Here is an 18852-nt window from a genome sequence, read left to right on the forward strand (position 1 = left end):
TCCCGCGCCGGGGATCAGGGGATCAGGGCTTGAGGCGGCCCGTGGCGAACATGGCGGCGGACCACACCGAGAGCACGGCGGCGAGGGCCCAGACCACGAGCAGGGCCCAGCCCGCGCCGACGTCGCCCCGGCCGAGGAAGCCGATCCGCTCCACCTGGACCAGCCAGAAGACCGGGTCGAGGTGGCTCAGGACGTCCCAGACCGGCGGGAGCCGGCGGACCGAGTAGAAGACGCCGCCGAGGAAGCCCAGCGGCAGCAGGACGATCGACTCGATGGAGTAGACGTGGTCGAGGGACTTGGCGAGGCTGCCCGCGATCACGCCCACCTGCGCGGCGACCAGGAGCACGCCGAGAGTGCCGAAGAGCAGGACGAAGGGGCGGGCGACGCTGCCGCTCCCAGTGAGCGGGAGGGCCACGGCCAGAACTCCCCCGCCCACGACGGCGCCTCGGGCGATGCCGCCGCTCACCAGTGCCGCGTTGATCTCCCACCAACGCAGCGGGCTGGCGAACACGTCGTGGATGTACCGGTCGCGCCGGGCCTCGAACAGGCTCGTCGTCCCGTTGAAGAAGCCGACGTTGACGATCGCCTGCGCGAGGAGACCGGGCACGATGAAACGGCCGTAGGAGACACCGTCGATCGTGTCGACGTGGCCGCCGAGGGCGGAGCCGAAGACGACGACGAACAGCACGGTCGACAGCACCGGGCCGACGACGCTGTAGCGCCAGATGGTCAGGAAGCGCAGGATCTCCCGCTCCAACAGCCACAGGAACGGGGACCGTTCGGGCTTGAAGGGCTGGTCGTACGACGGGAGGGCAGCCGCGTCCGCCGGGGTTCCGGTCACGCCGCCCCCTCCCCCGTGATCACCCGGTCGTAGACCTCCGAGATGTCCCGCGCCGCGTAACGGCTGCGCAGGGACGCCGCGGAGCCGCGGTCGACGATCCGGCCGGCCCGCAGCAGGGCGATCTCGTCGCACAACGTCTCCGCCTCCTCCAGGTAGTGCGTGGTCAACAGGACGGTGGTGCCGGCCGCGTTCAGGCCCTTGACCAGCCGCCAGATCTCCGAGCGCAGCTCCACGTCGACACCGGCCGTCGGCTCGTCGAGGATGAGCAGCCGGGGGCGGTGCATGAGCGCCCGCGCGATGACGAGCCGGCGCTGCATGCCGCCGGAGAGCTCGTAGGCGCGGGCGTCGGCCTTGCCGTCGAGACGGAACACCGCGAGCAGTTCGTCCGCGCGCCGAACCGCCGCCCGCCGGCCGATGCCGTGGTATCCGGCGTGGTAGATCAGCATCTGACGGATCGACAGGAACCGGTCGACGTTGATCTCCTGCTCGGCAAGACCGAGCAGCCGCCGGGCCTCGCGCGTCCGGTGGTCGTGACCGAAGACGGTGAGCGTGCCGGTGGTGGGACGGACGATGTTGCACACCGAGCCGATCAGCGTGGTCTTGCCGGCGCCGTTCGGGCCGAGCAGACCGAAGAAGGCCCCGTCGGGGATCTCCAGGTCCAGCCCGGCCACCGCGGTGAAGCCGTCCTCGTACGTCTTGCTGAGCCCCTTCACGCGCAGGGCGGGAGGCCCGGTGTCAGCCATCGGAGCGGTGGAACTGGTTGGCCGGTACCGGCAGTCCGTAGTGCTCGCGCAGCGTCGTGCCCTCGTACTCCTCCCGGAACAGGCCCTTGCCGCGCAGGATGGGCAGCACGTGCTCGACGAAGGCCGCCAGGCCGGACGGCAGGGCCGGCGCCATGATGTTGAATCCGTCGGCGGCACCGCCCTCGAACCACGCGATGATCGTGTCCGCCACCTGCTCGGGCGTGCCGATGAACTCGAAGTGGCCGCGGCCGCCGCCGAGTCGCGAGATGATCTGCCGGACCGTCAGCTTCTCGCGCACGGCGAGCTCGATGATGAGGTCGGAGCGGCTCTGCGAGCCCTCCAGCTTCGGCCGGGCGAGGACGAAGTCCGGCAGCGGGGCGTCGAGTTCGAACGCCGACGGTTCGGTCTCGAAGATCGATGCCAGCTGACGCAGCCCGTACTCGGGTACTCGCAGGTCGTCGAACTCCTTCGCCAGCGCCCGGGCCTCCGCCACGGTCGACCCGATGTACGGGACGATGCCCGGCAGCACGATCACGCCGTCCGGGTCACGTCCCGCGGCGCGGGTCCTGGCCTTGATGTCGGCGTAGAAGGCGGCCGCGCGCTCGTACGTCCGGTGCGCGGTGAAGATCGCCTCGGCGTGCCGGGCCGCGAAGTCCTTGCCGTCCTCGGAGGAGCCGGCCTGGACGAGCAGCGGGTAACCCTGCGGCGGGCGCTCGACGTTGAGCGGACCGGCCACCGAGAAGTGCGTACCCCGGTGGTCGAGCCTGTGCAGCCGCGCCGGGTCCGCGTAGCGCCCCGTGGCCTTGTCCGCCACGACGGCCTCGGACTCCCAGCTGTCCCAGAGCGCCTTGGCGACCTGGAGGAACTCGTCGGCCCTGGCGTAGCGCAGGGCATGGTCGGGACGGTTGACGAGGCCGAAGTTGGCCGCCTCGTCGGCGCCCGCCGAGGTGACGATGTTCCAGCCGGCCCGGCCGCCGCTGACGTGGTCGACCGAGGCGAGGCGACGGGCGAGGTTGTAGGGCTCGTTGTACGTCGACGACACGGTCGCGATGAGGCCGATCCTGCTGGTCGCCTGGGACAGGACGGTCAGCAGCGTCAGTGGTTCGAGCTGGCCCGGCGGCCGGAACTCGCCGGTGCCGTTCAGGGCCGGGCCGTCGGCGAGGAACAGCGAGTCGAACTTGGCGCTTTCGGCCAGCCGGGCCAGTTCGATCCAGTGCCGCAGGTCGAAGTCCGCCCGCGGGTCGCTGTGCGGGAGCCGCCAGGCGGCCTCGTGGTGGCCGGCCTCCATGAGGAAGGCGTTGAGGTGGAGCCGGCGTGGTCTCTCGCGCACGGGGTTCACGAGGCTCATGACGTGACCTCCAGCTTCGAGCTGTCGTACCCGGCCGGGAGGAGGTTGTCGGTGATCGACCCGACGTCGACCGTCTTGGTGATCTGGCCCGCGTCCAGGAAGGCGTCGGCGAGCTTCTGTTCCGCCGCGATGTCCGACTTCTCGACCGGGGTGACCCGGGTCTCGAAGGTCTTCAGGGAGGCCTTCGCGTCGTCCAGGGGGATGCCTTCCTCCTTGGATATCGCCTCCGCGTACCTGTCCTCGTGCTTGATGGCCCAGGCGAACTCGTGGGCCAGTCGCTTGAGGACGTCCGTGAGGGCCGCCCGCTTCGTCCTGTCGTTCAGCGACTTCTCGCTCGCGACGTAGTAACTGCTCGTCTGGTCGATGGGCGGGAGGCCCTTCGCCAGGATCCGCGCACCGTTCTTGACCGCGATGGCCGACTGCGGGTTCCAGATGGACCAGGCGTCCACCTTGCCGGTGTTGAACGCGGTGGCACCGGCCGCCGGATCCAGGAAGACCAGCTTCACGTCCTTGGGGCCGAGACCGGCGCTGCTCAGCGCGTTCAGGGCCAGGCCGTGGGCCGAACTGCCCTGCGGGACGGCGAGTTTCTTGCCCTTGAGGTCCGCGAGCGTCTTCAGGGTCGAGCCCTTCGGCACGATGATGTTCTCGTTCGCCTGGTCGGGCCTCAGGGAACGGTTGACGGCGACGACCTTGAAGCCGTACTCCTTCGCGGCGCCGGTGATCGGCGGCACGTCGCCGACGCTGCCCAGGTCGATGTCGCCCGACGCGGCGGCCTGGACGAGCGGCGGGCCGTAGGTGAAGCGGGCGAACTTCACCTTGTACGGCGCGTTGTCGAAGACGCCGGTGATCTTCGCCAGCTCCTGGCTGCCGTCGCCGCCGTTGTCCCCGATGGTGAACGTGTACTTCTTCCACTCGGGATGGCTGTCGGCGCTCGATCCGCTCACGTTGCTCAGCGGTGCCGCCGCCTCCGACTCCGATCCGCAGGCGGCGAGGGGGCCCGCGAGGGCGAGCAGGCCGAGGGCTCCGACGATACGGGAGGATCTTGTGGGCATGGATCTCACGTGCTTTCTGTGCAGGGGACGGGAGCAAGCGGGGGTGGATGACTCGCTTGGATGCGGTCGGATCGGCGGGATCCGGTGGGATTCAGCGGGATTCAGTGCTGGTTGGCGAGACCGAGGTCTTCCAGGAGCGCGGACCGGAGTTCCTCACGGGCGACACTCGCCTCGCGGTCCGCGGCGGACAGCTCGACCAGGTGCGAGGTGCCGATGCGCCCGTTGCTCATGACGACGACGCGGTCGGCCAGCGCGATCGCCTCGTCGACGTCGTGGGTGACGAGCAGCATGGCCGCGTGGTGCTTGCTGCGCAGCGCCCGCACGAGGTCGTGCATGCGCAGCCGGGTGATCGCGTCGAGTGCCGCGAACGGCTCGTCGAGCAGCACGAGTTCCGGCTCCGAGACCAACGCCCTTGCCAGGGAGACCCGTTGGGCCTCGCCACCGGAGAGCTCCTTGGGCCATGCCTTCTCGCGGCCCGCGAGTCCGACCTCGGCGAGCACGTCGAGGGCCCGCTGGTCGGCGTCTGGCCCGTGCAGGCCGAGGGTGACGTTGCGCAGTACCCGCTGCCACGGCAGCAGCCGGTCGGCCTGGAAGACGATCGCGCGCCTGGCCGGGACCTCCACCCGCCCGCCGTCGGGCCGGTCGAGACCGGCGAGCAGGCGCAGGAGGGTGCTCTTGCCGCAGCCGGAGGGGCCCAGCAGGACGACCAGCTCCTCGTCGGCGATGGTGAGGTCCAGCTGGTCCAGGACGACCCGGTCGCCGAACCGCCGGACGACCTTCTCCACGACGGCGCCGGACTGCTGCCGGAGCCGTGTCTGGGCGGTGGTGCTCATGACGCCTCATAACTGGGACGCCACCGCAGCAGCACCCGCTCGAGAACCCGGACGAACTGGTCGGCGAGCAGACCGAGCAGCGAGTAGATCACCAGCCCCACGAAGACCTGGTCGGTCTGCAGGTACGTCTGCCCTTGCGTGATGAGGAACCCGAGGCCCTTGTCGGCGTTGACCGTCTCGGCCGCGACCAGGCCCAGGACGCTGTAGGCGAGCGAGAACCGGAGGCCCACCAGGAATCCCGGCAGGGCGCCGGGGACCAGCACCCGTGTCACCAGCCGCCAGGTGCCCGCTCCCGTCGTCCGCGCCATCTCGATGAGTCGCTGGTCGACACCGCGGATCGCCGCGAAGAGGTTGACGTACATCGGGACACCGGCACCGAAGGAGATCAGCAGCACCTTCGTGAGCTCGTCGATGCCGAACCACACGATCATCAGCGGCAGCACCGCCAGCAGCGGGATCGTGTTCAGGATCTGCACGACGCCGTTGAACAGGTACTCGCCGCTGCGCAGCAGCCCGCCCAGTACCCCGCTGCCGATGCCCACCGTCAGTCCGATGGCCAGGCCGATGCCGGCGCGCTGCAGCGAGATGGCCAAGTCGGGTCCGAGCACGCCCTGTTGCCACAGGTCGACGGCGGACCTGACGATGGAGGTCGGCGCCGGAGCATACGTCTTCTGCAGCACTCCGGCCCTGGCGAGGATCTCCCAGGCGAGGAGGACCACGACCGGAGTGGTGTAGATGCCCAGCGGCCAGCGCAGCCGCTCGCGCAGCGTGCGCAGTGGGGTCCGGCGGCGGGCGTCGCCCGGCAGGAACACCTCGCGTCCGGACGCGTTCGTCGACTCGGCGACCGCCGGGACGACGGCCGGCGCCTTGAGACCGACCTCGGTCATGCCGCCACCTCCAGCACCTTGCTGTAGTGCGAGGCGTCGCCGACGAGTTGCTCGCTGCGCCGGCCGTCGACGCCGACCGGCACGTCTCCGGCGACCGTCACCCGGTTGAGGCGGCGCGGGTGGTCGTCGTAGTTGTCGACCCCGTAGTGCTGGGTGATCCTGTTGTCGAAGATCAGCAACTGGCCTGGGCCCCAGGTCCAGCGCAGGATGTTCTCGGGGCGGGTCACGTACGACTGGAAGATGCGCAGCAGATCGGCCGAGTCACTGTTCGACAGGCCGGCGATGCGCTTGGCGAACCCGCCGATGAACAGGCCTCGTTCGCCCGTCAGCGGATGCACGCGCACGAGAGGGTGCTCCGTCTCGTACGGCGTCGAGACGAAGACCCGGTCGTACTCCTGCCGTTCGGCGGTCGTGGCGGCGGGGCGCGCGTAGTCGTACTGGTTGGTGTGCACGACCCGCAGCGAGTCGGCGAGGGCGCGCAGCGGTTCGGGCAGGTCGCGGTAGGCCGCGGCGGAGTTCGCGATGAGCGTCTCGCCGCCGTAGGGCGTGGTCACGACGGACCGGAGCGTCGTGAGCTGCGGCGGGTTGAGCACGAAGGTGACGTCCGTGTGCCATTCGTTCGCCTTCGACGTCTCGCTGTCGACGGCGAGCACGTTCGTCGTCCCGTCGGTGGCCGGCACGTTCGGGTGGGCGGTCGTCAGGTCGCCGAACCAGCCGGCCACCCTCTCCTGACCGGCGTTGTCGAGGTCCACGCCGTCGAACACGATCGCCTTCTGCTCGTTGAGGGCATGACGGAGCGCCGTGACGGTCGAGGGATCGGGGGGCGCGGCGAGGTCGACGCCGTCGACGAGCGCGCCGATGCGGCCCGTGAGCTTGCGGATGGTCGGAGGCATGAGGAGGTCCCTCTCCAGGATGGGGCGCACTGCCGGTTGCTGGGAGTCGGGGTGAACGGGTGACCAACGGCGATGAAGTGCCGGACGAAGGTCAGACGGGGGCACGGTTCGAGGTGCCTCGGGGAAGTCCCGCCCAGCCCGTGCCACTGGTACGGGAGGTCCTCACCCGCAGCTGACGGCACATGAGGACAGCAGGAGCGGGGCGAGGGCGGCCGTGCGGCGGATGCCGCGGTTCCTCGGGGAGGACACCGCTGCGGCCGAGGCTTCGCCCCGCCCCTTCCGGAAGTACGCCTTCGGCGCACAGCAGTCGCTGCCGAGAGCCGCTTGGGCGGATCGGCGAGACGCCTACCGGATCAACGACAACAGAACGCGCTGGAGACGTGCGCCAGGTCGATGTGGCGCCTCCGGGTCAGATCCATGCGCGGTGTCATGGAAAGTGAGTTGAGCAGACGCCCACCCCACCGGTCAATGAATTCCGGCCAGGTCTCACATTGCCGAAACACCGGAACTCGTAGCTCGCGCCGATCGGCTTGCTTCCGCCGTGCCGCCTCCCCGATCCCGGACGCCGTGCCCGTGATCAGGACCGCCGCCGGCACGGCCTCACCGTTGCCCCGTGAGCGCGCTGCTGAAGTGGGTGACCGGGCGCTGAAGGCGTTCGCCGTCGAGGGTGATGTCGACGGCCTCGTTGTAGAAGGCGAGGAGCCCCTGGACGGCGCCGACCGCGGGCAGCGGGTCCGGGTAGCTCCAGACGATGTTGGGCGGGACGTCGGCCTCTCCGCGCCACGACCAGTACTCGGCGGTGCCCTTGTAGGGGCAGCCGGTGTGATGGTCGGCGGCTTCGAGCAGGTCGAGGCGGACGTCCTCGCGCGGGATGTAGTAGCGGGTGGGCAGCCCGGTCTCGAAGAGCAGGACCGGCCGGCGGGTGTCCGCGACGACCGTGCCGTCGATCTCGACCACGAGGTGGCGGCTGCTGGGGATGGCGTCCACCCGCTTGTGCGGGTCACGGGGGTGGACGAAGATCTCTTCCTCCTCCTCGTACCAATGGTCCAGGCCCCGTCCGACGCGCCGGAACCACTCGAAGGCGATGTGGTCGGCCAGGTCGGCGGCCGGGAAGGTCCAGGCGGCGTTCTCCAGCAGCTCGCCGTCGACCTCGACGTCGTAGAAGATCCGCGAGCCGGTGTGGGTACCGGTCGGCGGGTTCTTCGCGGGCCGCAGGAGTTCCTCGCGTACCTCCGCGCGGGGGAACGCGTACAGCGGTACGGGAACACCCGGCTCCCAGACGAGGACGGGGTGGTGGCTGTCGACGACCGTGACGTCACCCTTGCGGCCGCGCACCCAGCGCTCGCTCGGCTCCCACAGGAGCCCCTCCGGGGTGGTCCGCACGGCCTGTGCGGTGGGGAACGTGGTCATGGGCGGCTCTCCTTCGGCTGGTTCACGCGGTGACTTCGGCGACGTAGGGGCGGTTCTCCCGCCGGGCCGCGAGCTGCTCGGGGCGCCCGAAGACCCGCAGGTACTCCTCGACGTTGCCACTGGCACGCTCCCACACCGACACGGGTTCGAAGTCGGAGCGCCATCCGGGTCGGCGGAGGCCGGCAGGTGTTCCAGCACCGTGTCCAGGCCCGGGTGGACGAACACCGCGGAGGAACGGCGTGTCACCGTGCCGCCGGTCACCACGCGGTGCCGTCCGGGGCGCAGCCTGCCGTCCGGGGTACCGTCGGGACGCCGGCTCTGCAGGCCCGCGTAGTCGCCCTCCTGGTGGAGCACGGTGAGCGCGGAGCTGTCGGCGTGTTCCAGGAGGAGAAGCTTCTCGTCGTCGGAGACGCCGTCGTACGGCCACTTGGGGTAGTTGTTGACGACCGTTGTCGTGTAGACGTCGTCGCCGAGCGGGAAGGTCTCCGCGGGCACGTCCAGCACGCGTGCGTACAGGCCGAGGACGCGGCGGGCGACGTCCACGAACGCGTCCTGGTGTGACGGTCAGTCATGGGGCCTTCCGTCGGTGGACGGTTCGCGTGACGGCTGGTGATCGGTGGCGGGCGGGCAGCCGGCCGGCGCCGCCGCGGACGTCGACGCGGACCGGAAGCCGGGCGGTACGGGAGGCAGGGTCGACACGGGCGGTACGACCGACACGGGCGGTACGACCGACACGGGCGGTACGACCGACACGGGCGGTACGACCGACGCGGCCGCCACGGGCGACGCGGCAGACGCAGCCGGGGCCGGCGTCGAGCGTGATCTCCGCGTCAGCCACAGCGTCACGCCGAGCGCGGCCAGCACGGCGGTGGCCGCGCCCACGGCCAGCCCCCAGCGCACCCCCGCGTGCTGGGAGACCCAGCCGATGACGGGGGCACCGACCGGACTGCCGCCCATGGAGATCACCGTGTAGACCGCCATCACCCGGCCCCGCATGGCGTCACTCACCTCCGACTGGACGAAGGCGCTCACCGCCGTGTTCAGCGTCATCAGCGTGAAGCCGGCGGGCAGCAGCAGGGCGAGGAAGGCGGGGTACGTGGGCATGACCGCCGCCAGTGCCTCGAAGCCGCCGAACAGCAGCGCGCCGGCCACGACCGTCCGTACCCGGGGCGAGACACCGCGGGTCGCGGCGACCGTCCCGGCGACGGTGCCGACGGCCAGTGCGGTGTTCATGAGACCGAGTCCCCGGGAACCGACGTCGAAGACGCGCCCGGCGAACAGGGTCAGCGTGGTGGGGAAGTTGACCGCGAAGGTGGCGGTCAGGCCGAAGACGGTGAACACGCCGACGAGTTCGGGCCGGGCCGCCACATAGCGCAGCCCCTCCGCGCCCGCCCCGGTCCACGGCGGCCGGGAGACGGCGCGCGTCTCCCGGGCCGCCCGCGCCCGTGGCCGGATCGAAAGCAGACCCGCGAGGACGACGGTGAAGGACACCGCGTTGAGGGCGAAGACCCAGCCGGTGCCGATCGCCCCGATCAGCACACCGGCGATCGCCGGACCGATCAGGCGGGCGGCGTTCAGGGACAGGATGTTCAGACCCGCGGCCTTCGGGATCAGTGCCCGTCCGACCAGCTCGGTGACGAAGGACAGGCGTGCCGGGTTCTCCACCGTGAACACGCAGCCCAGTCCGAAGGACAGGACGTACAGCAGCCACAGCGCGGCATGGCCGGAGAACACGATGACCGTCAGGAGCAGTGCCTGGCCCGCGTACAGCGTCTGCGTCCACAGCAGCAGGGTCCGGCGGTCGTGGCGGTCGGCAAGGACCCCACCCCACAGGCCGAACAGCAGCACGGGGGCGAACTGCAGCCCGGCGACCCAGCCGAGCGCGGTTCCGCTGTGGGTGAGCGTCAGGACGAACCAGTCCAGCGCGACGCCCTGCATGGCGCTGCCGATGTTGGACACCAGGCCGGTGCTCCAGTAGATCCGGTAGTCACGGACCCGCAGCGCGGCGAACGCCCCTGTCGGAGCGGTGCTGTTGACGGCCATGCCTCTCTTTCCGGCAAGTCACGACGAGTTGGGACGCACAGGGGCGGGAACGGCCGCACGGCGACGGCGTGTGCGCGGCTGGAGAAGGGTGAAGGGAGCGCGAGTGGTCAGCGACAGGTCTGGTCGAACTGATCGGCGCGGCGGCCCGCCCAGAACGGGTCCAGCCGCACGGTGCGTGCCTGACCTGCGGTCTCCATGGCCGGATCAAAGCACACGGCACAAGGTGCGTCCACCATGCGTCCCGGCATTGACGTACGACAAAACCGGTCCGTACGATCGCCAACGGCATTGAGTGTCAGCGTCAAGCCCTGGCTCGTTGACCGGCAACCCTCCCACGCGGTGGGGTGCTCCAGGTGAAAGCCCGGCGGGGTCAGCGACGACTCCCGCAAGCGCGTGGCCCCGTGACCGGGGCCGGAGAAGGGAGGACCGGTATGCGGCACAGCGACGATCCGGCTGTCTCCCTCGCCGACGCCTCGGCGTACTCCCGGCTCTCGCGTCGGCGCCACATCGATCTGAAGCGCTCGACCAGCTGCCTCTGTCGGGTCTGACCGGCCCGGCTGCCGCCGGTTGACCCCCTGTCACCGGCCACGGCCCCTTCGCGCCGCCCTTCCCCCGCGCCACCGGTTCCCGGTGCCGTCTGCCTGCCACCCCCTTGTCTCTGCACAGCGCCACCCCGGCCGGTTCCGATCCGGCCGGGGCCGCACGCCCCTGCACGGCCGTGCCTCGCTGCCCCGTAGCCCGGCACCCCGTGCCGGGTGACACGAGTAGGAGAACTCCCTCCGTGACTGCACTCCCGGATTTCAGACCCTCCCGATGGGCGCCCCTGGCCGCGCTCCTGACCACCAGCGTCCTGCTGACCGCGTGCGGTTCGGGCGACGACGGCTCCGGCGGCAAAAGCGGCCCGGCGAAGTCCGGCGGCACCCTGACCTTCGCGGTGGGCTCCGACTCCGGCTGCGTGGATCCGCAGCAGGTCGCCAGCAACGAGACCATCTACTCGGTGCGCCAGATCGTGGACTCCCTGACCGACCAGGACCCGAAGACCGGCAAGATCGTGCCGTGGCTCGCCAAGAGCTGGGACATCAGCGCCGACGCGACGACGTTCACTTTCCACCTGCGCCCGGGGGTCACCTTCAGCGACGGGTCGAAGCTGACCGCGCAGGTGGTCAAGGACAACTTCGACGCGGTGCCGAACCTCGGCGCCCTGGGCACCCTCGCCGAGGGCTATCTGAGCGGCGTCAAGAGCACCACCGTGGTCGACCCGCTCACCGTCAAGGTGACCTTCAAGCAGCCCAACGCCCAGTTCCTGCAGGCGACTTCGACCCACTCGCTGGGCATCGAGTCCTCGGCGAGCGTCAAGAAGACCCCGCAGCAGAAGTGCAGCGACGGGGTGGTCGGGTCCGGGCCGTTCGTGCTCAAGCAGTACGTGCAGAACCAGTCGATCACCCTGGACAAGCGCACCGGATACGACTGGGGCTCCTCGCTGTGGTCGAAGAAGGGCGAGGCCTACCTGGACAAGCTGGTGTTCAAGGTCGTGCCCGAGGCCGGGGTGCGGGCCGGCAGCCTCCAGTCCGGGCAGGTGGACGTGATCAGCAGCGTCGGCAAGGCCAACGAGGCGGCGCTCAAGGGCGGCCAGGTCGCCCTGCAGAACCGGGCCAACCCCGGTGTGGTGTTCGGTCTGGGGCTGAACAACTCGCGGCCCCTGCTGAAGGACGCGAAGGTGCGCCAGGCGATCCTGGCCGCCGTCGACCGCAAGCAGATCGCCGACACCGTCTTCCCCACCGGCACCCAGCCGGCGACCAGCGTCCTGGCGCACACCACGCCCGACTACACCGACCTCTCCACTGACCTCGCCTTCGACGCGGCCAAGGCCAAGTCCCTGCTGGACGAGGCCGGTTGGCAGGCGAGCGGCGACGGCATCCGCACCAAAGCCGGCAAGAAGCTGAGCCTGACCATCACCTGGTTCCCCAACGCGGCCACCAACCAGCCCGCGCTGGAGCTGGTCCAGCAGCAGCTCAAGGCCGTCGGGATCGACGTGGTGCTCAAGCAGCTCCCGGTCACCCAGTTCGCCACCACGCTCCAGTCGGGTGACTTCGACGTGGTGTGGGGGAACGCGACCCGCGCCGACCCGGACATCCTGCGCAGCTCCTTCTCCACCCGGCTGGCCAACTTCTACCGCTTTCCCGCCAGTTCGCTGGACACGGCCCTTGCCGCGCAGGCCGCGACCCCGGACACCGCGAAGCGCAGACAACTGGTCGCCGAGGCACAGCGGTTGATCGTGCGGAACGCGTACAACGTGCCGGTGGTGGAGCTCCAGACCCAGCTCGGCGTCTCGAACAAGGTGCACGACCTGACATTCGACTCCGGCAGCCGCGTCCAGCTGCACGACACCTGGATCGGCTAGCGGATGCGCCGCTATGTGATCAAAAGGCTGGCGCAGGCGGTCGGAGTGCTGTGGGCGGCCTACACCGTGTCGTTCCTGGTCCTGGACTTCCTGCCCGGTGACCCGGTCTCCGCGATGGCCGGGGCCGGAATGGACTCGGGTCAGACGGATCCGGCCCAACTCGCCAGGCTGCGGCACGAGTACGGCTTCGACAAGCCGGTGCTGGTCCAGTACGCCGAGTATCTGGGCCGGGCGGTGCGCGGGGACTTCGGCGACGCCGTCTCCACGGGCCGCCCGGTGACCGCCACGCTGGCCGACGCGCTGCCGCAGACACTCCAGCTGACCGGTGCGGCGCTGCTGCTGGCGGTGCTCCTCGGCGGCGGGCTCGCGGTGGCGGCGACGTACACCTCGCGGCGGTGGCTGCGGCAACTGCTGCTGTCGCTGCCCCCGTTGGGGGTGTCGGTCCCGACGTTCTGGGTGGGACTGCTGCTGGTCGAGGCGTTCTCGTTCAAGCTGCACTGGTTCCCGGCGTTCGGCAACGACGGGCTGCGCGGCCTGGTGCTGCCGGCCCTGACACTGGCGGTGCCGACCGGCGCGCAGGTCGCCCAGGTGCTGGCCAAGAGCCTGCTGACCGCGCTGGACCAGGCCTATGTGGAGACCGCGCGGGCCAAGGGCGCCGGCCGGTGGCGGGTGCATCTGCGGCACGCGCTGCGGAACGCCTCGCTGCCCGCGCTGACGGTCGTCGGCCTGCTGGTCGGGCAGCTGATCGCCGGTTCGGTGGTGGTGGAGACGGTGTTCTCCCGCGACGGTCTGGGCCGGGTGACCGCGGAGGCGGTCACCACCCAGGACATCCCGCTGGTCCAGGGGGTGGTGGTGTTCGGCGCGCTGATCTTCGTGGCGACGAACCTGCTCGTCGACCTGGTCTATCCGCTGCTGGACCCGCGGATCGTGGTGGCCTCGGAGAGAAGGGCGAGCCTCGCATGAGTCAGAGCCTTGTCGACGACCAGGCCGAGGCCGCCCTCGGCCTCGCCCGGCCGGTCGGGGACGGAACGCCCGCGGAACCCGGCCGCCCCGCCGGGATCCGCCGGGTGCTCCGCTTCCTGCTGCGCCGCCCCGGTCTGCTGCTGTCCGCCGCCGTCATCGTGCTGGTGGTGCTGGCCGCCTTCTGGCCGGATCTGTTCACCTCGCAGGATCCGCTGAAGGGGGTGCCCTCCCAGAACTTCCGCGGCCCGAGCGGCAGTCACTGGTTCGGCACCGACGAACTGGGCCGCGATGTCTTCTCCCGCGTGGTCCACGGCGCCCAGCTCTCCCTCAAGGCCACGCTGATCGCGGTCCTGGTCGCGTTCGTGGTCGGCGGTCTGCTCGGCGTGGTCGCCGGGTTCGTGGGCCGCTGGGTGGACGACGTGCTGATGCGCTTCGTCGACGTGCTGCTGTCCATCCCCGCGCTGTTCCTGTCGCTGGCCCTGGTCACCGCGCTCGGGTACGGGACGGTGAAGGTGGCCGTCGCGGTCGGCATCGCCAGCGTCGCCTCCTTCGCCCGGGTGGCGCGGGCCGAGGTGCTGCGGGTGCGGCAGGCGGTGTTCGTCGAGGCGTCCCGCTCCTGCGGGGCCCGCTGGTACTCGGTGCTCGGCCGGCACGTCCTGCCCAACGCCGCGGGGCCGGTGATCGTGCTGGCCACCCTGGACTTCGGCTCCTCGATCCTGGCCGTGTCGGCGCTGAGCTTCCTCGGCTACGGCGCACCGCCGCCCGCCCCGGAGTGGGGCACGCTGATCTCCGACGGCCGCAACTACCTGGCCAACGCCTGGTGGCTGACCGCACTGCCCGGACTGGCGATCGCCGCGACCGTACTGGCCGCCAACCGCGTCGCGCGGGCGCTGGACGGCGAATGGGCGCGGCAGCGATGACCGACGACGCGCATGAGACCGGTGACGCACGCGGGAAACGCGACGCACGCGAGAACGGTGAGAACGTGACCACACCACTCCTGGAGATCCGCGGCCTGTCCGTGTCGTACCGCACCCGGGGCGGCACGGTGTCGGCCGTACGGGGCGTGGACCTCGACGTATGGCCCGGGCAGGTGACCGCCGTGGTCGGCGAGTCCGGCTCCGGCAAGAGCACCACCGCACACGCCGTCACCCGGCTGCTGGCGGCGAACGGGACCATCGACGCGGGCACGGTCCGCTTCGGCCGGCACGATCTGGCCACCCTCTCCGAGGCGGAGCTGCGTACCGTGCGCGGCGCGCGGATCGGGCTGGTGCCGCAGGATCCGACGGTGTCGCTCAACCCGGTCAAGCGGATCGGCGAGCAGGTCGCCGAGGTGCTGCGCATCCACGGCCTGGCGACCCGGCGTACGGCGGCGGCCGAGGCGGTCGCCGTCCTCGACCGGGCCGGACTGCCCGACGCGGCCGTCCGGGCCCGGCAGTACCCGCACGAGCTGTCCGGCGGTATGCGGCAGCGGGCCCTGATCGCCGTCGCGATCGCCGCGAAGCCCGAGCTGATCATCGCCGACGAGCCGACCAGCGCCCTCGACGTCACCGTGCAGCGGGTCATCCTCGACCATCTCCAGCACCTCACCGAGGAGTCGGGCACCGCGATCCTGCTCGTCACCCACGACCTCGGGGTGGCCGCCGACCGGGCGCAGCGCCTGGTGGTCATGGAACAGGGCAAGGTCGTCGAGGCGGGCGAGACCCGTACCGTGCTGGCCGATCCCCGACACGAGTACACCCGGCGGCTGTTGGCCAGCGCCCCGAGCCTGGCCACGGCCCGCCCCCGTACCCCGGTCTCCGCCACCCCGGTCTCCGCCGGGCCGGCCGGCCCGACGGCTCCCCTGGTCGAAGCGCGCAACCTGGTCAAGGAGTTCAGGCTGCCGCGGGCCGGCGGCGGGGCCCGGACCCTGCGCGCGGTCGACGACGTCAGTCTCAGCCTGCGGCGCGGGCAGACCCTCGCCCTGGTCGGGGAGTCGGGCTCGGGCAAGTCCACCACCGCCCGCCTGCTGCTCCGCCTGGCCGACGCGACCTCGGGACACGTCCTGTTCGACGGCACCGACGTCACCACCGCCAGGGGCGCCGAGGTGAGGCAGCTGCGCCGGCGTGCCCAGCTGGTCTACCAGAACCCGTACGCCTCACTGGACCCGCGCTTCTCCGTCGGCGAGGTGATCACCGAGCCGCTGCGGGCGTTCAGGGTCGGCGACCGCGCCTCCCGGCTCGACCGCGCCCGCGAACTCCTCGACCGGGTCGCGCTGCCCGCCGCGACCCTGGAACGCCGCCCGGCGGAGCTGTCCGGCGGACAGCGCCAGCGGGTGGCCATCGCGCGTGCCCTCGCCCTCTCCCCCGACCTCGTGGTGTGCGACGAGCCCGTCTCCGCGCTCGATGTGTCGGTCCAGGCCCAAGTGCTCGGCCTGCTCGCCGAGTTGCAGGCGGACACCGGGGTGGCGTACCTGTTCATCTCCCATGACCTGGCCGTCGTACGGCAGATCGCGCACCAGGTCGCCGTCATGCGGGGCGGACGGGTCGTCGAGACGGGGCCGCCCGAGGACCTCTTCTCCGAACCCCGTCACGAGTACACCCGCGAGCTGCTGGCGGCGATCCCGGGCGGGCGTGTCCCCGCCCCCGCCGCCGAGACCACCACGAGCTGAGGACAGGCGACCCATGAGCACTCCGCGCATCACCTCACTGGCCTTCCTGACCCCCGGCAACTTCGCGGACGACGACCCCTACCCGGGCCTGGAGGAGACCCTCCGGCTGTTCGAGTACGGCGAGCGGCTCGGCTACGACGGCGCCTGGATCCGGCAGCGCCACCTCGAACACGGGGTCGGCTCGGCCGCCGTGTTCCTCGCCGCGGCCGGCCAGCGCACCGAGCGGATCGAGCTCGGTACCGCGGTCATCCCCATCGGTTACGAGAGCCCGTTCCGGCTCGCCGAGGACCTGGCGCTGGCCGACGTGCTGTCCCGGGGCCGGCTCCAGATCGGTTTCAGCACCGGCATGCCGCACGCCGACCTGCTCGGCGACCTCGTGTACGACGGCGACTGGCGCGGCTTCGACCTGTCGTACGGCAGGATCGCCCGGGTCGTCGAGAACCTGCGCGGCGACTACCTCGGCGGCCCGGACACGGTCATCCACTCGCCGGGCAACGTGCAGCGTCCCCGGCTGCAACCGCACAACCCCGGCCTTGCACGCCGTATCTGGTACGGCGGCGGAAGCCTGCGCTCGGTCCGCTGGGCCGCCGGGCAGGGTCTAGGTCTGCTGTCCGGCAACATCGTCACCGGTGAGGACAGCGACGACTTCACCACGGCCCAGCTGGGTCTCCTGTCCGCGTACCGCCGCGCACTCCCCGAGGACCGTACGGCACGCGTGGCCCTGGGCCGGGTGATCGTGCCCCTGGACAGCGCCGACGCGGCCACCCGCGCCCGCTACCGGGCCTACGCGGCGAGCCGCCACGAGCGCACCCTCGCGCCCCAGGGCCCGAAGCGCATCCTGTTCGCCCCGGACGTGGTGGGCACCGCCGAGCAGATCCTGGAACAGCTGACAGCCGACCCGGTGCTCGCCGGAGTCTCCGAACTGCGCCTGGAGTTGCCGTACGAGTTCCACCGGGAGGAGTACGAGCAGATCCTGCACGACGTACGGCACCTCGTCGCACCCGAGTTGGGCTGGCGGCCGGTCGTTCCGGCGGTTCAGGGGGCGGCGGCCCGGGACGGCTCAGTGCCCGGGCGACTGCTCGGACCGGCGGCGCACCGCCGAGAGGAGGCGCCGCATGCCGACCACGTGTCCGCCCGTCCCGATGACGAGCCGTCGGTAGAGGCCACCGGCCAGGCCGGGGAAGGCCGCCCGGCTTTCCGCGCGTAGCCGTGTTCGTCCCGGGCCGATGTCTTCGAGGCGGAAGACCAGGGCGTAGGACGAGAACCGGTGGCGGCCCCGGAGGGTCAGTTCCCGCTCCGGGAGCGCGGTGACCACCCGCCAGCCGGTGAGCGTCGAGCCTTCGGCGAGGGGCCGCGGCCCGGACGCCGTGCGGTCGGCGCAGCCCACCAGTCTCGTGTAACGGGCCCATGCAGGGCCCGCGAACGAGCGGTCCAGGGTCTCGGCCAGACCGCGCCAGACGTCGGCGGTCCCCGCCGCGACGACCGTCGCGTGTTCATCGAGGTACGGCAACGCAGCGATCGGCATCTAGGACTCCGCGAGGTCCGTCCGTGGGTTCTCCTCTTCCGGGACCCGCCCAGGGAGAAGCGCCCTTCCAGGGTGTCACACGCTGTCGGCCGGAAGGGCATACAAACCAGGCAGGTTGACCACGATCGCTTCCTGGGTGCTGCGGGCGATGACGACCACGGCCTCCTCGGCGGGGTCCGGGTTCTCCTCGCGGTGCGGGACGAACGGGGGTACGAAGATGTAGTCGCCGGGCGAGGTGCGCAGCCGTACCTCCTCGGGCTGCTCGCCCGTGTCGTCCAGGAAGACGAACTCGGGGTGCCCGCTCACCACGTAGATCGCGGTCTCGGACTCGCCGTGGTGGTGGTCGGAGCTGGCGGTCGCGGGGGCGACATGGGTCTGGCCCATCCAGAGCTTCTCGGAGCCGACGGTCCGTCCGCTGACGGCGGCGAACCGCCGCATGCCGCCGGACTGTGCGGTGTCGCCGTCCAGGGCGTCGGCGCGGATGTGGTGCAGCCGGGTGCGCAGGGGCGTCGCCGGGCGGTCCGGGGTGTCGTGGAGATGGGGGTGGAAGCCTTCACCGGGGTTCGTCAGCGACTCGCTCATGGCGGGGACGCTAGGACCGCCCCGGAAAGGATGTCAAGAGGTGTCCTTTGGGCTTCACCTGCGGCAACGTTGCCGCAATGAACGGACCTGGCGCGACGAGAACCTCCGTGCGGCGACCCGGGTCCGGCATGATGGACGTATGTACATCTCCGCGAAGGCGGACTACGCCGCCCGCGCTCTGCTGGAGCTCGCCCGACAGCCGGACCGCCCGTTGACCTGTGAGGCGGTCGCGTCGTCGCAGGACATCCCGTTCCGGTTCCTCAAGTCCGTGGTGGGCGAGTTGCGCCGGGCCGGTCTCGTCCGCAGTCAGCGCGGCTGCGAGGGCGGGTACTGGCTGGGCCGCCCCGCCGCCGAGATCACCCTGCTGGACGTCGCCCGGGCGGTCGACGGCGAGGTGATCACCCTGCGCGGGGAGGCGCTGGCCGGGCTGGACTACCCGGGGCCCGCCGCCGGCCTGCCGGAGGTGTGGCGACGGATCGAGGAGGAGGCCACGGCCGTGCTGGCCGGGGTGACCATCGCCGGTCTGCTGCTGCCGGAGACCGCCGGGCGGGCGCAGGTCAAGGGCGCCGCGTGACGGGCGACTCCGGCTTCGAAGTCGTCGAGTACACCGACCCGTTGTGCCCCTGGGCGTGGGGATCGGAGCCCGTCTTCCGTGCGCTGGGAACCGCGCTGGACGGCGGG

Annotated in this window: 17 protein-coding genes, 1 pseudogene and 1 riboswitch; of the genes and pseudogenes, 7 read left to right on the plus strand and 11 right to left on the minus strand. The window is 71.2% G+C overall.

The features are described from left to right. Positions 1-22 precede the first annotated feature (22 nt). The 9 genes from ACWGKQ_RS29570 to ACWGKQ_RS29610 all read right to left on the minus strand — a co-directional run bounded on the left by ACWGKQ_RS29570 (position 23) and on the right by ACWGKQ_RS29610 (position 10050). The gene (locus ACWGKQ_RS29570) at positions 23-841 is read right to left on the minus strand and encodes an ABC transporter permease (RefSeq protein ID WP_453295041.1); all 819 of its coding nucleotides are present in this window, start codon (positions 839-841) and stop codon (positions 23-25) included. After that, positions 838-1584 carry an ABC transporter ATP-binding protein gene (locus tag ACWGKQ_RS29575; RefSeq protein WP_453295042.1) on the minus strand — a complete coding sequence of 249 codons (747 nt, stop codon included), beginning with the start codon at positions 1582-1584 and terminating at the stop codon, positions 838-840. Before ACWGKQ_RS29575 ends, ACWGKQ_RS29570 begins: the two co-directional genes overlap by 4 nt. Then, positions 1577-2932, minus strand: coding sequence for an LLM class flavin-dependent oxidoreductase (locus tag ACWGKQ_RS29580; RefSeq protein ID WP_453295043.1), 1356 nt, complete (start codon positions 2930-2932; stop codon positions 1577-1579). Before ACWGKQ_RS29580 ends, ACWGKQ_RS29575 begins: the two co-directional genes overlap by 8 nt. Next, positions 2929-3984 carry an ABC transporter substrate-binding protein gene (locus tag ACWGKQ_RS29585; RefSeq protein ID WP_453295044.1) on the minus strand — a complete coding sequence of 352 codons (1056 nt, stop codon included), beginning with the start codon at positions 3982-3984 and terminating at the stop codon, positions 2929-2931. The genes ACWGKQ_RS29580 and ACWGKQ_RS29585 overlap by 4 nt, the downstream gene beginning before the upstream one ends. Positions 3985-4085: 101 nt before the next feature. Next, positions 4086-4817, minus strand: coding sequence for an ABC transporter ATP-binding protein (locus ACWGKQ_RS29590; RefSeq protein ID WP_453295045.1), 732 nt, complete (start codon positions 4815-4817; stop codon positions 4086-4088). Next, positions 4814-5704 carry an ABC transporter permease gene (locus ACWGKQ_RS29595; protein WP_453295046.1) on the minus strand — a complete coding sequence of 297 codons (891 nt, stop codon included), beginning with the start codon at positions 5702-5704 and terminating at the stop codon, positions 4814-4816. The genes ACWGKQ_RS29590 and ACWGKQ_RS29595 overlap by 4 nt, the downstream gene beginning before the upstream one ends. After that, the gene (locus ACWGKQ_RS29600; RefSeq protein ID WP_453295047.1) at positions 5701-6597 is read right to left on the minus strand and encodes a TauD/TfdA dioxygenase family protein; all 897 of its coding nucleotides are present in this window, start codon (positions 6595-6597) and stop codon (positions 5701-5703) included. The genes ACWGKQ_RS29595 and ACWGKQ_RS29600 overlap by 4 nt, the downstream gene beginning before the upstream one ends. 600 nt (positions 6598-7197) lie before the next feature. After that, positions 7198-8007 carry a DUF427 domain-containing protein gene (locus ACWGKQ_RS29605; RefSeq protein ID WP_453295112.1) on the minus strand — a complete coding sequence of 270 codons (810 nt, stop codon included), beginning with the start codon at positions 8005-8007 and terminating at the stop codon, positions 7198-7200. A gap of 564 nt (positions 8008-8571) precedes the next feature. Continuing rightward, positions 8572-10050 carry an MFS transporter gene (locus tag ACWGKQ_RS29610; protein ID WP_453295048.1) on the minus strand — a complete coding sequence of 493 codons (1479 nt, stop codon included), beginning with the start codon at positions 10048-10050 and terminating at the stop codon, positions 8572-8574. A gap of 284 nt (positions 10051-10334) precedes the next feature. Beyond that, positions 10335-10448, plus strand: a riboswitch (SAM riboswitch). 33 nt (positions 10449-10481) lie between these two features. On the opposite strand from ACWGKQ_RS29610, the gene ACWGKQ_RS29615 reads away from it, so the two are divergent. The 6 genes and pseudogenes from ACWGKQ_RS29615 to ACWGKQ_RS29640 all read left to right on the plus strand — a co-directional run. After that, positions 10482-10598 carry a putative leader peptide gene (locus ACWGKQ_RS29615; RefSeq protein ID WP_453295049.1) on the plus strand — a complete coding sequence of 39 codons (117 nt, stop codon included), beginning with the start codon at positions 10482-10484 and terminating at the stop codon, positions 10596-10598. A gap of 233 nt (positions 10599-10831) precedes the next feature. Then, positions 10832-12451, plus strand: a complete 1620-nt coding sequence (locus tag ACWGKQ_RS29620; RefSeq protein WP_453295050.1) for an ABC transporter substrate-binding protein — start codon at positions 10832-10834, stop codon at positions 12449-12451. A 3-nt stretch (positions 12452-12454) separates the two neighbouring features. Continuing rightward, entirely contained in the window at positions 12455-13414 is a 960-nt protein-coding gene (locus tag ACWGKQ_RS29625; protein ID WP_453295051.1) for an ABC transporter permease, read from the plus strand. Next, positions 13411-14334: an ABC transporter permease gene (locus ACWGKQ_RS29630; RefSeq protein ID WP_453295052.1), complete on the plus strand. Its 924-nt coding sequence runs from the start codon at positions 13411-13413 to the stop codon at positions 14332-14334. Before ACWGKQ_RS29625 ends, ACWGKQ_RS29630 begins: the two co-directional genes overlap by 4 nt. Then, the gene (locus ACWGKQ_RS29635; RefSeq protein ID WP_453295053.1) at positions 14331-16064 is read left to right on the plus strand and encodes a dipeptide ABC transporter ATP-binding protein; all 1734 of its coding nucleotides are present in this window, start codon (positions 14331-14333) and stop codon (positions 16062-16064) included. Before ACWGKQ_RS29630 ends, ACWGKQ_RS29635 begins: the two co-directional genes overlap by 4 nt. 13 nt (positions 16065-16077) lie before the next feature. After that, a pseudogene (locus tag ACWGKQ_RS29640) lies at positions 16078-16941 on the plus strand (LLM class flavin-dependent oxidoreductase); the annotation flags it as partial. 183 nt (positions 16942-17124) lie between these two features. Here ACWGKQ_RS29640 and ACWGKQ_RS29645 read toward each other — a convergent pair. Then, positions 17125-17589, minus strand: a complete 465-nt coding sequence (locus ACWGKQ_RS29645; protein WP_453295054.1) for a hypothetical protein — start codon at positions 17587-17589, stop codon at positions 17125-17127. 75 nt (positions 17590-17664) lie between these two features. Next, positions 17665-18171: a cupin domain-containing protein gene (locus ACWGKQ_RS29650; protein ID WP_453295055.1), complete on the minus strand. Its 507-nt coding sequence runs from the start codon at positions 18169-18171 to the stop codon at positions 17665-17667. Positions 18172-18310: 139 nt separating this feature from the next. On the opposite strand from ACWGKQ_RS29650, the gene ACWGKQ_RS29655 reads away from it, so the two are divergent. Next, on the plus strand, positions 18311-18745 hold the full coding sequence (locus tag ACWGKQ_RS29655) for an RrF2 family transcriptional regulator (protein WP_453295056.1): 435 nt from the start codon (positions 18311-18313) through the stop codon (positions 18743-18745). The last annotated feature ends 107 nt before the right edge of the window (positions 18746-18852 follow it).

Source organism: Streptomyces sp. NPDC054770 (genome assembly GCF_053611985.1).

Excerpts from the sequence above, each read along its gene's own strand:
- ACWGKQ_RS29575 (WP_453295042.1), bottom strand. The coding sequence starts at position 1,584 with ATGGCTGACACCGGGCCTCCCGCCCTGCGCGTGAAGGGGCTCAGCAAG.
- ACWGKQ_RS29580 (WP_453295043.1), bottom strand. The coding sequence starts at position 2,932 with ATGAGCCTCGTGAACCCCGTGCGCGAGAGACCACGCCGGCTCCACCTC.
- ACWGKQ_RS29585 (WP_453295044.1), bottom strand. The coding sequence starts at position 3,984 with ATGCCCACAAGATCCTCCCGTATCGTCGGAGCCCTCGGCCTGCTCGCC.
- ACWGKQ_RS29590 (WP_453295045.1), bottom strand. The coding sequence starts at position 4,817 with ATGAGCACCACCGCCCAGACACGGCTCCGGCAGCAGTCCGGCGCCGTC.
- ACWGKQ_RS29595 (WP_453295046.1), bottom strand. The coding sequence starts at position 5,704 with ATGACCGAGGTCGGTCTCAAGGCGCCGGCCGTCGTCCCGGCGGTCGCC.
- ACWGKQ_RS29600 (WP_453295047.1), bottom strand. The coding sequence starts at position 6,597 with ATGCCTCCGACCATCCGCAAGCTCACGGGCCGCATCGGCGCGCTCGTC.
- ACWGKQ_RS29605 (WP_453295112.1), bottom strand. The coding sequence starts at position 8,007 with ATGACCACGTTCCCCACCGCACAGGCCGTGCGGACCACCCCGGAGGGG.
- ACWGKQ_RS29610 (WP_453295048.1), bottom strand. The coding sequence starts at position 10,050 with ATGGCCGTCAACAGCACCGCTCCGACAGGGGCGTTCGCCGCGCTGCGG.
- ACWGKQ_RS29615 (WP_453295049.1), top strand. The coding sequence starts at position 10,482 with ATGCGGCACAGCGACGATCCGGCTGTCTCCCTCGCCGACGCCTCGGCG.
- ACWGKQ_RS29625 (WP_453295051.1), top strand. The coding sequence starts at position 12,455 with ATGCGCCGCTATGTGATCAAAAGGCTGGCGCAGGCGGTCGGAGTGCTG.
- ACWGKQ_RS29630 (WP_453295052.1), top strand. The coding sequence starts at position 13,411 with ATGAGTCAGAGCCTTGTCGACGACCAGGCCGAGGCCGCCCTCGGCCTC.
- ACWGKQ_RS29635 (WP_453295053.1), top strand. The coding sequence starts at position 14,331 with ATGACCGACGACGCGCATGAGACCGGTGACGCACGCGGGAAACGCGAC.
- ACWGKQ_RS29645 (WP_453295054.1), bottom strand. The coding sequence starts at position 17,589 with ATGCCGATCGCTGCGTTGCCGTACCTCGATGAACACGCGACGGTCGTC.
- ACWGKQ_RS29650 (WP_453295055.1), bottom strand. The coding sequence starts at position 18,171 with ATGAGCGAGTCGCTGACGAACCCCGGTGAAGGCTTCCACCCCCATCTC.
- ACWGKQ_RS29655 (WP_453295056.1), top strand. The coding sequence starts at position 18,311 with ATGTACATCTCCGCGAAGGCGGACTACGCCGCCCGCGCTCTGCTGGAG.